Source organism: Sporosarcina sp. P2, from assembly GCF_002743255.1.
Classification (GTDB): Bacteria; Bacillota; Bacilli; order Bacillales_A; family Planococcaceae; genus Sporosarcina.
On record NZ_PDYY01000001.1, the window covers coordinates 414432 to 428373 of the forward strand.

A 13942-nucleotide genomic window follows, 5' to 3' on the forward strand; every position below is an offset into this window, starting at 1 on the left:
GAATGAACATAGGTATTATCGGAGCCGGTTCCATTGCGACATTCATCATAAAAGAAATACAGCAAATGCAGTTGGACGGATTGAAAGTGAAGAGCTTATTTGTCCGCAACTTAAAAAAATATGAACAGCTAGCTGCTGATTATGGAGTCCAGTTGTTCAATGATATCGATCAATTCCTCGAATCCGATATAGACATCGTAGTGGAAGCAGCCAACGTAGCAACGGCTCATCAGCACGTTCCAAAGGTGCTTGAGAAAAAAGAAGTGATCATCATTAGTATCGGAGCACTAGCTGATGAGGCATTTTTAGAAGAAGTTAAATTCTTGGGAAAAAAACACAAACATTCAATTTATTTACCGTCCGGTGCAATAGGAGGAATAGACGCAATCCAAAATGCAAATGGATTAGGTGAATTGAAAAGGGTTTCATTAACAACGAGGAAACCGGCGCATTCATTTGGAGAGGACATCGTAGGGGAAAAAGTGATTTTCCAAGGATCAGCTGCAGAAGCGATTGAAAAATTCCCTAAAAATATCAATGTTTCGATTGTATTATCACTCGCTGGGATCGGAGTGGAAAATACGAAAGTTGAAATTATTGCCGATTCGACAGTGACGAAAAATCATCATCAAATTCAAGCGGAAGGTACTTTTGGGTCTATGACGTTTCAAATTGAAAACGAGCCGATGCGTTCGAACCCTAACACGAGTATGTTAGCCGCTTTAAGTGTGCTAGGTACATTGAAAAAGTTGCAATCTACTATAAAGATCGGCTTATAAAAATAAGGAGGTCGTTTGTATGACTACTACGAGCACTAAACAAGTTCCGCGGCTAGACGAAATGACAAGAAGTGAATTGATTCAATACTTAAAAGATACTGTTAAGCCAGAAGAAGGCTTGATTCCATCTTATATTTTCTCACACCCAAAAGTTTATGAGCTTGAGATGGAGAAAATTTTCTTAAAGGACTGGCTATTTGTCGCCCATAAGTCGGAAATACCGAACATAGGAGATTTTGTGACACGGGAAATGGGCGGACAGAGCGTCATCGTCACACATGGTGCAGATGGTGAAATTCATGTGTTGCTAAATGTTTGTACACATCGCGGTATGAAACTTTGCCGGATGGATAACGGAAATCAAAAAAACTTTACGTGTCCTTACCATGGGTTCAACTTTAAAAACACTGGTGACTTGATCGGGATTCCGTTCCAGAAAGTCGTTTACGGTGAAACGATGGATAAAAGTAAAATGGGCTTAAAGGAAATTCGTCATGATGTCTATGCAGACTTGATTTTTGCAACGCTTAATTCTGAAGCTGTTTCCCTCGAAGAATTTTTAGGAGATATTAAATGGTATCTCGACCTGGCATTTAACCGTGCAGAAATGGAGGTTGTAGGTCTTCCACAAAAATGGAATGTAGATGGAACTTGGAAACTGGGATCAGACAATACAATTTCTGACTCTTACCATACATTGGTTTCTCACGGATCGATTGCAAAATTAGGCCTTGTTCCGACAGGGGACTATTCAAAATATGGTTACCAGATTTATACGGGGAACGGGCATGGATTGAATTTAGGCATGCCGAACCCTGACGGTTTTGCCTTTCCTGAAAGCTTAATTGATGAATATAAAGAACGACTCAATGAAGATCAATACGACATTTTGAAGCAGATGAAGAATATGATTGTTTGTGTCTCTCCGAATATTATGATTCTCATTTCTTCGATGGATTTAAAAGGCCAGAAAATCTCTCATACATCCCTTCGTATCTGGAAGCCGACGGGACCAGACTCCATGGAGATATCATCATGGATGCTTGTTGAAAAAAATGCAACAGAAGAATGGAAGAGATTATCAGAACAAGCTTTTACACTAACGTTCGGAGCTTCTGGAATTTTCGAACAAGACGATACAGAAAATTTTACAGATATCACACAAAACAGTAAAAGTCCATATCATTTACAGGAGAACATTGTCTTTAACTACACGATGGGTATGCATCAAGAGCCAGTAGAAGACTTCGTTGGACCTGGTATTGTTTATAAAGATAAATTTAATGAAGCGAACTCCAGAGCATTTTTCAGAAACTGGCTTGATCAAATAACGGCTGAATAAGAGGTGAATGGGATGCATGAGGATATTATATTGCAACATGAAATTGAGCAATGGCTTTATAAAGAATCAGAGCTTTTGGATCAATTGAATTTTGATGGTTGGTATGAACTGTTGTCTGAGGAAATCAGTTATACAATGCCTTTAAGAATTAATCAAATGGAAAAGTCAAAACCTGATTACTCAGAAGCTACCTTACTATTCGACGATGATTCGACAACTTTGAAACTTCGAATCGATCGTATGAAAACAGATATGGCGTGGGCTGAATTGCCACCATCACGTACAAGAAGGAATGTTTCGAATGTGAAGATCAAAGAAGTGTCGGAAAATGAAGTGGCTGTCCATAGTAATTTGCTGTTGTATAGAAGTAGAAGTACAGATACGACTGCTGACTTAATCTCGGGAGAGCGTAAAGACGTACTCCGCAAAGAAAATGGTGATTGGAAGTTAGTATCACGCTGGTTCTTAGCAGATCAGACGTCTTTAGGAACAAGAAACTTGGCGATTTTTGTTTAATAGTCATTCAATATGTAGCTACCCGTTAAAATTAGGGTAGCTACAGTTGTTATAAAAAGGATTAACTTTATAGTGGGGAAGTGTAAAAGTGATGGAATCATTGGATGGAAAAGTTGCAATTGTGACAGGTGGAACGAACGGCATTGGGGAAGCAGTCGCAAGAGAGTATATACATCAAGGTGCTAAAGTTTGTATTTTGGGAAGGTCAGAAGAGAAGCTGAATGCGTTACAAGAAGAATATAAAGACAATATTTTAACAGTGAAAGGCGACGTAACAAAATATTCAAGCCATCAGGAAGTTGTCCGAAAAACGGTGGAGAAGTTTAGAAAACTGGATATATTAGTTTCCAATGCAGGCGTATTCGATGGCTTTGTCACATTGGAGCGACTGCCAGAAGAGCATCTGGACGAAGCGTTTTCAACTATTTTCGATATAAATGTAAAAGGGGGCTTATTGGCGGCAAAAGCTGCTGCTGAAGAGCTGAAGAAAACGAAAGGGAATATCATCTTCACTGTTTCCAATTCCGGGTTTTATCCGAATGGCGGAGGCCCTATTTACACGGCAAGTAAGCATGCGATTGTAGGGCTTATCCGAGAGTTGGCTTATGAGTTGGCTCCTGAGATTAGAGTAAATGGCGTGTCACCTGGTGGAACGGTCACGGAAATCACTGCGATCCCATGCCTGCAAGATAGCGTAAAACAGATAGATAAGGAAACGAGAAAGAAAAATATTGCAAGTAGAAATCCACTGCAAATTGCTCAGGAAGCAAGTGATCACAACGGCGCCTATGTCCTATTGGCATCTGATAACGCTAAGGCGATAACAGGAACCATCATAGAGAGTGACGGAGGGCTTGGTGTGAGAGGGATGCCTGGTACGACTTTTTGATAATAGGTCGTTCTAAGGCGAAATTGATTACTGAGATATGGTGCAGTCTTGATAAAAGAATGCTCGGAACAATTCAATAGAACAAATCGATTTCATCGTAAAGGATATAGATCAAGCCATATCATCATTCAGCAAGTTGCTTGGCTTTATGGAACCGGAATATTTTTTGGCAGGTGCCCATGACCAATCGCAAATGTTTCATAAAGGAGTCACCTCAGATACGCTGAGTAAGTTTGTACTCATTGACACACAGTAAATCCAAATCGAACTGATGGAAGTGAATGATGAACCAAACACGATGAAAGATTATTTGGTGGGATACGGAGAAGGGATTCATCACCTTGCTTTTGTTGTAGACAAAATTGCTCCTTGTCTCGAAACTTTTGCTACAAGAGTTTATCCGTTGCTACATTCAGGTAAATTCATATCTGTAAACAAAGGGCTTTATGCCTATTTAGATACAGAAGCTTCGTTGTAACCTGTATTCGAATTGCTTGAAAGAGAAACGCCCCAGCCTAAAAAAGTGGGGATGATATTGCCGAGCTACTGTTTGGCTCACGGACTATCACACAAATTGCATTCATAGTGTAAGACATCAATGCGTCTGCTGCCCGCTTAGGGGACTTGCCAATCTTGGAGATTCCCCCAAAAATCGAGTCGAGGGTTGCGGAGTGACTCAAGTAGCATATAAAAGAGAAGCAAAAGAGGCTGACGTAGTATTCATTTTTTTGAAACACCAACAATCAAGGTGAAGCTCATTCAACCAGGAAAAAGCCTGGGTGTTTGGAAGGGGCATTTTGAGAAATATGGGGAAGGAATTCACCATATTTCTTTGTAGCTGGACAATTTGGAAGAAAGGTTACCTGACTTTCGAGAATAGGACTATGACGTCATCCAACAACGCAAGTATTGGAATGGGCAATATGCATATTTGGACACCACAGAAGAGTTTAAAGTAGTGTTAAAATTATTTGCAGGTCAATCTCATTAAATTCAAAGACAGATGGTTTTGGAACCATAATTTGTCTACATGCAGTCAAATTTAAAAAGACTACATTTCGATTAGGAACGAAATGTAGTCTTTTTCTTATGATTGATTATCCCTATCCATGCACTTTAAGTTGGGAAGGACTACAGCGTTTATTACAAAAATTGCAATATATACTTTCTAAAAGCCGAAATAATATTTTATTCTCAATATCGACTCGCTGTCAGATATACAATGCGTTAATTATAGTGGAAGGCATAGTAAGAAGTCAGTACGATGAACCTACGATCAAGATTCATTTTTATTTAAATGACTGCATAAACCGGTCTGCTAATAGACGATTCTTCACATAAAGTGTTATAAGAAAACTATATTAATATCTTATTTTATCTTATTGACATTAAATTCAGAAGAGTGTAATATTTAATTACAGGATATACAAAAACATGTTTTGTATATAAAACATATAAAAAATCCTGTTTTGTCATTATTCATTCAGGTTTAATGAAAGCGGTTACAATGGGGGCGGAATTTTGTGGGAGAAATACAACAGAAAATTGGAGGAATGAAAATGAAGAAAATGATTGCAGGTTTTGTCTTCGTATTGATAATCGGACTATTGGCTGCATGTGGTTCTGCAGATCAACAAATTGGTAAAGCTTCAGCTGAAGGAGAAAAAGGGAATGGACCGGTTGAAATTAAATTAGGCGTCGGCTATGCAACAGAAGAAAACTTATGGCTAATTAAAGTGGCATCCGATCTGGCACCGAATTATGGAGAGAAATATACATTAGACCTTCAGCAATTTAGGGCGAATACTGATCGATTGAATGCTTATCGAGCCGGGCAAATTCAAGGGGGATCAATTGGACAAGGGGCAGCGATTATGTCGGCAGCTCAAGGGATCAATTTGAAAATTGTTGCAAACATAGCTAAAGAAACACCTGGGGAAGGATTCAACTCGGCATTCATGGGGCTGAAAGATGCTGGCCTTGAATCAGCGGCCGACTTAAAAGGCAAAACAATTGGTATCCCTGATTTCAAATCTCCTACTGATATGTGGGCACGTTCGGCTGTGAAAGCAGCAGGGTTAGATCCTGATAAAGATGTAAAGTATGCGGTGCTTCCAACTCCGGCAGTGGAAGAAGCGGTGAAAAGTGGGAAGATAGATGTCGGTTTATTTCCACAACCTTTCTATGAAATGGCACAAGAAGCCGGTGAATTAAAAACAGTGTTCACTTCCAAAGATGGCGTTCCGATAGACGAAGATTTCCTGAATCTCTTTTTACATCCCGACTTTATTGCAGAGCATGAAGAGGCGGTTCGTGCACTCGTGGAAGACTTACAATATATGACAAGGTACTATGTGGAGAACAAAAAAGAGGCTCGTCAAAAGTTGCTGGATGCTGAATTTGTTCTTTCTGAACCGGAAATTTATCTCAATCTAGTCGATTATAACCGTTCGATCGATAGTTCACTTACGAAAGAAAGCTGGGAGCTTGTCCAAGAAATTTTGCTGGAAGACGAATGGATTGAACAGAAAGTTGACTTAGATGAATTGATTGATGACTCATTCTTAGCCAAATAACTTGGCCAATCAGGGGTGGGGTGAATGACAAAAGCATTTAAATTTAGAGGGAGTCCGAAATAGACTCTCTACAAATTTAGTAAAGGGAAGCTACAATGCTGGCCGGTAGCCATTGTCACAAAGATGCGACGGTTTTAGGTTAACTATGTCACTTACTTAAGACACAGATAGACCGAAGTGTAATTGTTTAGGATGGTCTGTATTTGAAAAAGTTCAATGTTGGATTTCTATCGGAGGTGGCGAAAATGAGTTGTGGATCCGTAATGACAAGAGTTGTTCCCGTAAATAAGGTAGAGCCAAAAGAGAGTGCGATTAAAATATCTAACTTGCGTAAGGTCTTTGAACGTAAAGGTGAAGAGATTGAAGCAATCAAAGGGATTGATTTAGATATAAAAGAAGGCGAGTTCGTAAGTGTTGTCGGCCCGAGTGGTTGTGGGAAGAGTACATTCCTTCATATTGTTGGCGGCTTTATTGAACGGACATCAGGGGTGGTAAGTGTCCAAGGAGAAGAAGTTGGCAAACCTGCTCCGGACAGGGGAATGATGTTCCAAGAGTCGACCCTATTCCCTTGGCGCAAAGTTTACGACAATGTGGCATGGGGGTTGGAAGCACAAAAGTTTCCCAAAGCTGATATCAAAGAGCGGGTGGAATACTTCTTAAAACTTGTCGGACTTTGGGAATTCAAAGACAATCTGCCTTCCGAGTTATCGGGAGGCATGAAGCAGAGAGTATCTCTTGCTAGAGTGCTTGCTTTTGACCCTAAAGTGCTGCTTATGGATGAACCATTCGGTGCACTTGATTCCCAAACTAGAGAGACGATGCAAGTGGAACTTCAAAGGATCTGGTCGGAATCGAAAAAAAGCGTGATATTCGTTACACATGATATTGAAGAAGCGGTTTATTTAAGTGATTACGTCGTTGTTTTGACGAAACGTCCCTCGGTAGTTAAGGAAATCTTGAAAATTGAATTACCAAGACCCCGTGAAGTATCGATTCGAAAGTCTTATGATTTTATTGATTACCGGAATCATATTTGGGATCTTTTGCATGAGGAGGAGAATGTGAAAAGTATAGGAGGTCAATCCAATGCTGAGTAGCTTTAAGAAAAGTCGCTTTATAGTTATTTCTTTAGTGGAGCTTCTCCTTTTCTTATCGTTATGGCAACTACTGTCAATGACGGATTGGTTTCCTACCTATGTCTCCAGCCCGGCAGTTGTTCTTGGGATTATTAGTGAATTTTTTATGACAGGTGAAGTATTTCCACACATAGGAATCAGTTTATATCGATCGATTGTCGGGTTTTTGCTGGTTGTTTTATTCGGAACAGGGTTGGGAATCTTAGCAGGATTTTTCCAACCAATTGGAAGGTTTTTTGATCCGGTCGTATCTTTTTTCAATCCGATTCCTAAAATTGCTTTACTTCCTGTGTTTTTAGTTTGGTTCGGTGTGACAGATATGACAAGGATTCTGATTATTTTCACGAGTGCTTTTTTCCCTTGTTTTATTGCAACATTGGATGGTGTTCGAGGAATTAATAAACTTTATCTATGGTCAGCGGAAAATATGGGAGCTTCTAAGTTCAAAATGTTGTACCGTGTTGTACTTCCAGCGGCCCTCCCTAAAATATTTGACGGTTGGCGTGTTGCTCTTGCGTTAACTTTTGTCATGATGTTTTCATCGGAAATGATTGGTTCATCAACTGGTAAAGGCTTAGGATTTATGATTCTGAATGCTGATGCATATGGCCGTACGGATATTGTTCTTGCTGCAGTCATAGTTATCGCAGCGTTAGGTTTTCTTTTCGATCGATTGTTAATCGGTCTGAGGGGGAGGGTCTTATGGTGGCAAAATCGATAGTAGATCGATTGTTGTCACGAAATCTTGTAGCGCTATAGACACCAGGACATAGAGGGAGGACGCATATGAAAGCGATAAAAAAATTTATTGTGAAATATTTAGCGTTAATACTAATAGCTCTATTGTGGCAAGGGTTCGTGTTGGCAGAACTTTTTCCAAGACAGTTATTCCCTGGTCTTGGAGAAATTCTATTGGTATTTGTTGAGCTGCTTGCCACAAGCGATCTATGGACAAATATGGGAGTTACAATTTATCGGATCTTGATAGGTTTCTTACTTGCAGCAATCGTTGGAATTCCAATTGGGATTCAAATGAGCCGGTCATCATTTATTGATGACCTTATGCAACCAATTTTCACGGCAGGTTATCCTATACCAAGAGTGGCTTTATACCCTATATTTGTACTCCTATTCGGGTTAGGTTCTGGTTCTAAAATATTTACCATTTTTCTCGAGTGCATTTTCCCTATAGTAGTGAGTACATACTACGGTGCGAAAAGTGTAAATCATTTGTACGTTTGGTCTGGTCAGAATATGGGGGCGACCGATCGAAAGCTGTTTTGGAAAGTGTTTTTGCCAGGAACGATGCCATCAATTTTCACAGGTTTCCGAATTGCGCTCCCAATAGGGGTGGTTATTGCTGTACTGACAGAAATGATCAGTTCAAATAATGGAATTGGATATTTTCTCGTTTATTTATCGGCCACCTTATCCCAAAGCAAAGTGTTGGCAGTCGTAATTTTTATATCACTCTTTGGTTATGGGTTAGATCGCTTACTACTATATGTGAGAAATCGATATGTTTACTGGTAAGAGATAGGTATTTTATATAATTAACTAAAATTAAATTCAATAAAGTGAACCTTATACAAGTTTAGGGTCTCCAATTGTGAAATTCCTTAATAAGATAGTATGGGAGGAACGAAAATGAATATCAAAAACAACAAACGATGGTTATATATAGCGACGCCTATTTTCTTTTTATGGTTTTTCGGACAAATTGACAAGTTAGGAATTTCCATTGTCCAGACTGATCCACAGTTTCTAAGTGATCTTGGAATGACAGGAGCCAATGCGAATGCGAAGATTGGCTTCTTAACCTTTATCTTCATGGTAGCGTATGCAATCTCCAACTTTTTCTGGGGATTCTTCATTGATAAGTTCGGAGCCCGCAAAACAGCAATCATTGGAGTTTCGATTTGGACAGTGACAATGCTGCTAGGCGGGTTTGCCACCACTTATGAAATGTTCATGGTGACACGGATTGTCTTAGGAATCGGGGAAGGGATGATGATCCCGGTCTGTGGGAAATTCATCGCTACTTGGTTCAACAAAAACGAATTGGGCCGCGCGCAGTCTTCCTGGATTTCGGGTAACTATGCAGGACCTGCCATCGGTGCAGTTTTCATTTCATTGATCATTGCCACGCTCAGTTGGCATGCGACGTTCTTTATATTGGCTGGGTTGAATTTACTTCTTGTATTGCCGATGTTGATTTTCTTAACTAGAAATGAACCGGAAAGCCATCCGGGCGTCAGCAAAGAAGAATTGTCGTACATAAGACAAGATAATACTCCGGTTACTGAAGAAAAGAAGAAAAGTTACGTTCAAGATTCCCGTTACTGGATTGTTTGGTTCGGTATGGTGATCACTTCTTTCTTATTTTTCGGCATTAGTATTTGGCTGCCAACGTACTTGATGCAAGCCAGGAATTTTGATGTAGATGCTATGACTGGGATCACATCCTTATCTTGGTTGTTTGCACTTGGCTTCGTTCTGATCTGTGGTTATTTAGCAGATAAAACGAAGCGCCCTAGTTTAATAGCAACGATTTTGTTTGCTTCCTGTGCAATCTTGTTGACGGTTTCCACACAAGTCTCGGTCGCCATCATATCCGCTTTGGCATTAGGACTTGCAATGGGAACATTGGGAGGAATCTTTCATTTAAGTAACTTATTTATCGTACAATTTTCAACGCCAGAAACTGCTGGTCGTGCAGCGGGGCTCATGGGTTTCACGAACATATTCGGCGGATTTTCTAGTTATGTGATGGGATGGATGCGCGATATTAACGGAGGAGACTTCGGTCCGTCGCTTATCATGTTGATTGCTATCACCGCTTTGGGGTTCATCGCTTACTTGTTTACGCTTAAAACAGAAAACAAAGAAGTTCAGGAGGCTAAGAAAAAGATTCAAAATCAATCAGAAATGCAGGCGATTTGATCATTGCTTAGCTATTTTTTAGTCTCCTGATTTGGCTTTTATGAAGTGGTTTTGAATTTGGTGGTCAAACTAAGTAGGTAATGGTAGTATGCAAAAATATTAATCGCTGCAACTATTCTTATAGAAATAATATACTTCCTTAACTTACAAGATTTTAATTCATAGTTAACTAATTTTTTGAAACTTCACGGGAAACCCTAATTATCTGTTGAAGACGATGTTTGTATGGTGTGCTTTTCCCTAATGTGAACCTTCTGGAAATAGTAAAATTTAATTAATAAATGGTTTTGCTAAGAATTTTAAACATCTTTATGTATTGAGGACTCTATTAAGTCTGATCTGTGTAGTGACTTTAATTTCTCTAAATAATTTCCACTTACACAATTTCTTATAATTAGACTAATCTGCATTAATTATTGACAAAGAATAAAACAATGTTAATATTTATTTATAAAACAAAACTTAGTTTTGTAGATGAAACTAAGTTGGAGGAGGTTTCAACTATGGCGGATAAAAAGTTTTCAATTGAAGAATTCAAAAAAAAGTATGTAGCTAAATTGGAAGACAGGACTTTGGATTGGAATGTATTAAAATTTCAAGAGGAGATTAACTCGAAATACAGGAGAGCACAAATGAGGTATATAGGTCGTGGTGCAACAGCAAATAATGATTCCAATATTATTACTGGAGAGAATTTCACTCTCAGTACAATGGTATTACCCGCTGGTTGCATTGGTCCATTACATTTACATGATGATGTAGAAGAAGTATTCTTTGTCTTAAAGGGTAATGTCACTGCATTAATTCAAGAGAATAGTGAAGGTGAAGTACATGAAATTAAATTAAATGCTCGGGATTGTATTAGTAGTCCTCCTGGTATATATAGGGGCGTTAGAAATGATGGGGATGATGAAGCTCTTATGTTAGTAATGCTAGGTGCAATTAAGCCCAATTTACCTACCTATCCTATTGGAAGTGAGCTAGAAGAGCTTAGAAAGTCTAGAGCTAAAGATCGAGAAGCAATTATTAAATAAAAGTAATATAGCAGACTGACATAGCGATTTGAGACATCTATAAAACACCTTAATTAGGCTGCTGCGACACCATACTTTACCGGTGTCAGGTAGCCTAATTTTTTTGGATACGTTCTTTATTAAAATAATTCAAGTAGGCGATTACTCGTACAACTACATCTTGATTTTGTAGTGAATTAAATTTAACGTATTGAAATTCTTCAGATTTCAGACTTGAATGAAATGATTTAATCACCGCATTGTCCCAACAGTTTCCTCGACGTGACATGCTAGCAATTAGGTCGTTATCCTTAGCCACCAAGATCACATGGGACACCATCAATATGGAGGTTTCAACCATTTCTGAAATTAGATTCGCTTTCAATACGTATGTAAGACATTAAAATTCAGCTATCAAAACAAATGGAATTGTATGGTCATTTCGTATCTACACAGTCTGGCTTTTGCAGACATTGTTCTTTTGCCATTGAATGTTAACGAAAGTTCAGTAGTTATTAATATGTAGAAACAACACGCACCGGCGGGAATTTCTGTCGGTGTTTTTATATTTAAGTAAATTGAGGTGAGATTTACAAAACAGACAGAAGAAAGGAGATTCTATTGATTTACTCTTTTTCACGCTTAAATCTTTATACAACGTGTCCTGTTGGAACCTGGATGAAATAGTATTGTGCAAATGAAATTTATCATTTTGATCAACTCATAGGTAATCAATATACCTTTGTTCGTGGACCAGAACTTTCGAGTGAAGCGGACAAGAAAGAACGACTGATGTATCATTTGAAAATGGAGAATGAAATATGGCTTCCGCGTAATGACACATTCACTGTCACGATCAAACAGGATATGAAAAAAACCGTATCTAAAATCACTACATTCGATGGGGATAACACATGCATCACGACTATGCGTTTGGAGTGATTTCGAAATTGTTCTATCTTGAACTTCATATTAAAAACACCTGTGCTGCAAGGTTTGCCGCACAGGTGTTTTTATGTGTATTTATACTTGGTTAGCTCGATGTAATTGTGCAAATGTACCGTTTTGACGTACTAACATTTCATACGTCCCTTGCTCTTCGATACCATCTTCTGTCATCACGATAACCTGATCGGCATTGCGAATCGTTGTGAGGCGATGCGCGATGATCAGTGTGGTGCGATTAACGGCTAGTTCTTCAAGTGATTGTTGAATGATACGTTCCGTTTCTGTATCCAGTGCGGAAGTTGCTTCATCTAGAATGAGAATTGGTGGATTTTTCAAGAACATTCGAGCGATTGCGAGGCGCTGCTTTTGTCCACCTGAGAGTTTTAATCCGCGTTCACCAATTTGCGTGTCATAGCCATTCGGCATACTATCGATCAAGTCGGTTAGATGGGCTTTTTCTGCAGCTTCATATACTTCTTCGTCAGTTGCATCTAATTTACCGTACGCGATATTATCTCGAATCGTTCCTGTAAATAAGAAGACATCTTGTTGGACGATCCCAATTTGACTGCGTAATGATTTCTGCGTCATTTCCCGAATATCTACTCCATCAATTGAAATGGAACCTTCATTGACTTCATAGAAGCGAGGGATGAGTGAACAAATAGTCGTCTTCCCAGCACCTGACGGACCGACGAACGCAACGGTTTGTCCAGCGTGAATCGTTAAATCGATATTGCGTAACACAGGTCGCTCGGCGTCGTAACCAAATGTCACATCGCGAAGTGTAATATCTCCACGTAACTGATCAACTACTATTGCGTTTTTTCTATCTTTAATTTCTGGATCTTGATTAATTAACGCACGAAAACGACTAAAACCTGCCATCCCTTTTGGATATAACTCAAGCAACGCGCTAATTTTATCGATAGGTTTAATCAAAATATTACTAAATAAAATAAAGCTGACGAGTTCACCATACGTTAATTTATCATTCACTGTGAACCAAGCACCGACAATTAAAATAACGAGTGTGACGAGGCGAGTGAGCATATACATCGAAGACGTAGCCCAAGCCATGACTTTATACGCTTTAAGTTTAGCCAAGCGGAACTGATCATTGTCTTGCTGGAAACGACGTAATTCAAAATTTTCATTTGTAAATGACTTCACTACGCGTGAGCCAGACACTGAATCCTCAACCCGTCCATTGACTTCCGCGATATTTTGATACATTTTATGCCATGCTGCATTCATCTTCTTGTTAGAATAAGAGACGACTACTGCGAGGAGCGGAACCATCACGATGGCGATCAGAGCGAGCTCAGGGTTGATTGTATACATAATTCCGAATGCGCCTAGAATCGTCATGACCGCGATGAACGCATCTTCTGGTCCATGGTGAGCCAGTTCACCAATATCGAATAAATCGGTCGTGATGCGTGTCATGATGTGGCCTGTTTTGGTATTGTCAAAAAATCGGAATGATTGCTTCTGCACATGTTCAAATAATTCACGGCGCATATCGGTTTCGATGTTAATTCCGAGTTTATGCCCTAAATAGCTAACAATATAATGAAGAAACGTACTCACTAAATAAACGAGCAATAGTAAAAAGCTTACGGTGATAATTCGATTCCAATCTCCTGACGGCAGGAGTCCGTCGATAAACCACTGAACAGCGAGAGGGAAAGCCAGTTCAAGAAGTGCTACAAAAATGGCGCTGAAAAAATCGATCAAGAACAAGCGCTTATGTGGCTTGTAGTAGGAGAAAAATTGTGTAATCATGTAGTAATTCCT

At 39.2% G+C, this 13942-nt stretch carries 13 protein-coding genes; 12 read left to right on the forward strand and 1 reads right to left on the reverse strand.

Annotated features, from left to right (window positions below; genetic code table 11):
* The first annotated feature begins 2 nt into the window (after positions 1–2).
* The 12 genes from nadX to CSV67_RS16980 all read left to right on the forward strand — a co-directional run bounded on the left by nadX (position 3) and on the right by CSV67_RS16980 (position 12136).
* Complete coding sequence (nadX, locus tag CSV67_RS01970) at positions 3–779, forward strand: aspartate dehydrogenase (protein ID WP_099629936.1); 777 nt, start codon at positions 3–5, stop codon at positions 777–779.
* Between the two features lie 19 nt (positions 780–798).
* A complete protein-coding gene (locus CSV67_RS01975) occupies positions 799–2121 on the forward strand; it encodes an aromatic ring-hydroxylating oxygenase subunit alpha (protein ID WP_099629937.1) in 1323 nt (440 codons plus the stop codon).
* Between the two features lie 12 nt (positions 2122–2133).
* The gene (locus tag CSV67_RS01980) at positions 2134–2637 is read left to right on the forward strand and encodes an aromatic-ring-hydroxylating dioxygenase subunit beta (protein WP_085130860.1); all 504 of its coding nucleotides are present in this window, start codon (positions 2134–2136) and stop codon (positions 2635–2637) included.
* Between the two features lie 91 nt (positions 2638–2728).
* The gene (hcaB, locus tag CSV67_RS01985) at positions 2729–3526 is read left to right on the forward strand and encodes a 3-(cis-5,6-dihydroxycyclohexa-1,3-dien-1-yl)propanoate dehydrogenase (RefSeq protein WP_099629938.1); all 798 of its coding nucleotides are present in this window, start codon (positions 2729–2731) and stop codon (positions 3524–3526) included.
* Positions 3527–3803: 277 nt separating this feature from the next.
* Positions 3804–4004, forward strand: a complete 201-nt coding sequence (locus CSV67_RS16510) for a VOC family protein (protein WP_158232864.1) — start codon at positions 3804–3806, stop codon at positions 4002–4004.
* 1081 nt (positions 4005–5085) lie between these two features.
* Positions 5086–6102 (forward strand): ABC transporter substrate-binding protein, encoded by a 1017-nt coding sequence (locus CSV67_RS01995; protein ID WP_158232865.1) that lies wholly within the window; start codon positions 5086–5088, stop codon positions 6100–6102.
* Between the two features lie 203 nt (positions 6103–6305).
* Entirely contained in the window at positions 6306–7199 is an 894-nt protein-coding gene (locus CSV67_RS02000; protein ID WP_233192524.1) for an ABC transporter ATP-binding protein, read from the forward strand.
* Positions 7189–7959: an ABC transporter permease gene (locus CSV67_RS02005; RefSeq protein WP_099629941.1), complete on the forward strand. Its 771-nt coding sequence runs from the start codon at positions 7189–7191 to the stop codon at positions 7957–7959. Before CSV67_RS02000 ends, CSV67_RS02005 begins: the two co-directional genes overlap by 11 nt.
* 65 nt (positions 7960–8024) lie before the next feature.
* Positions 8025–8771 carry an ABC transporter permease gene (locus tag CSV67_RS02010; RefSeq protein ID WP_099629942.1) on the forward strand — a complete coding sequence of 249 codons (747 nt, stop codon included), beginning with the start codon at positions 8025–8027 and terminating at the stop codon, positions 8769–8771.
* 114 nt (positions 8772–8885) lie between these two features.
* Positions 8886–10181, forward strand: coding sequence for an MFS transporter (locus CSV67_RS02015; RefSeq protein ID WP_099629943.1), 1296 nt, complete (start codon positions 8886–8888; stop codon positions 10179–10181).
* 503 nt (positions 10182–10684) lie between these two features.
* Positions 10685–11215 carry a cupin domain-containing protein gene (locus CSV67_RS02020; protein ID WP_099629944.1) on the forward strand — a complete coding sequence of 177 codons (531 nt, stop codon included), beginning with the start codon at positions 10685–10687 and terminating at the stop codon, positions 11213–11215.
* A 786-nt stretch (positions 11216–12001) separates the two neighbouring features.
* Entirely contained in the window at positions 12002–12136 is a 135-nt protein-coding gene (locus CSV67_RS16980) for a hypothetical protein (protein ID WP_255397344.1), read from the forward strand.
* An 81-nt stretch (positions 12137–12217) separates the two neighbouring features.
* On the opposite strand, the gene CSV67_RS02025 is transcribed toward CSV67_RS16980, so the two are convergent.
* Positions 12218–13930 (reverse strand): ABC transporter ATP-binding protein, encoded by a 1713-nt coding sequence (locus CSV67_RS02025; RefSeq protein WP_099629945.1) that lies wholly within the window; start codon positions 13928–13930, stop codon positions 12218–12220.
* Positions 13931–13942: the final 12 nt, after the last annotated feature.

What these genes read in the sequence shown, in the direction of transcription:
- nadX (WP_099629936.1), top strand. Translation starts at nt 3, where the DNA reads ATGAACATAGGTATTATCGGAGCCGGTTCCATTGCGACATTCATCATA.
- CSV67_RS01975 (WP_099629937.1), top strand. Translation starts at nt 799, where the DNA reads ATGACTACTACGAGCACTAAACAAGTTCCGCGGCTAGACGAAATGACA.
- CSV67_RS01980 (WP_085130860.1), top strand. Translation starts at nt 2,134, where the DNA reads ATGCATGAGGATATTATATTGCAACATGAAATTGAGCAATGGCTTTAT.
- hcaB (WP_099629938.1), top strand. Translation starts at nt 2,729, where the DNA reads ATGGAATCATTGGATGGAAAAGTTGCAATTGTGACAGGTGGAACGAAC.
- CSV67_RS01995 (WP_158232865.1), top strand. Translation starts at nt 5,086, where the DNA reads ATGAAGAAAATGATTGCAGGTTTTGTCTTCGTATTGATAATCGGACTA.
- CSV67_RS02005 (WP_099629941.1), top strand. Translation starts at nt 7,189, where the DNA reads ATGCTGAGTAGCTTTAAGAAAAGTCGCTTTATAGTTATTTCTTTAGTG.
- CSV67_RS02010 (WP_099629942.1), top strand. Translation starts at nt 8,025, where the DNA reads ATGAAAGCGATAAAAAAATTTATTGTGAAATATTTAGCGTTAATACTA.
- CSV67_RS02015 (WP_099629943.1), top strand. Translation starts at nt 8,886, where the DNA reads ATGAATATCAAAAACAACAAACGATGGTTATATATAGCGACGCCTATT.
- CSV67_RS02020 (WP_099629944.1), top strand. Translation starts at nt 10,685, where the DNA reads ATGGCGGATAAAAAGTTTTCAATTGAAGAATTCAAAAAAAAGTATGTA.
- CSV67_RS16980 (WP_255397344.1), top strand. Translation starts at nt 12,002, where the DNA reads ATGGAGAATGAAATATGGCTTCCGCGTAATGACACATTCACTGTCACG.
- CSV67_RS02025 (WP_099629945.1), bottom strand. Translation starts at nt 13,930, where the DNA reads ATGATTACACAATTTTTCTCCTACTACAAGCCACATAAGCGCTTGTTC.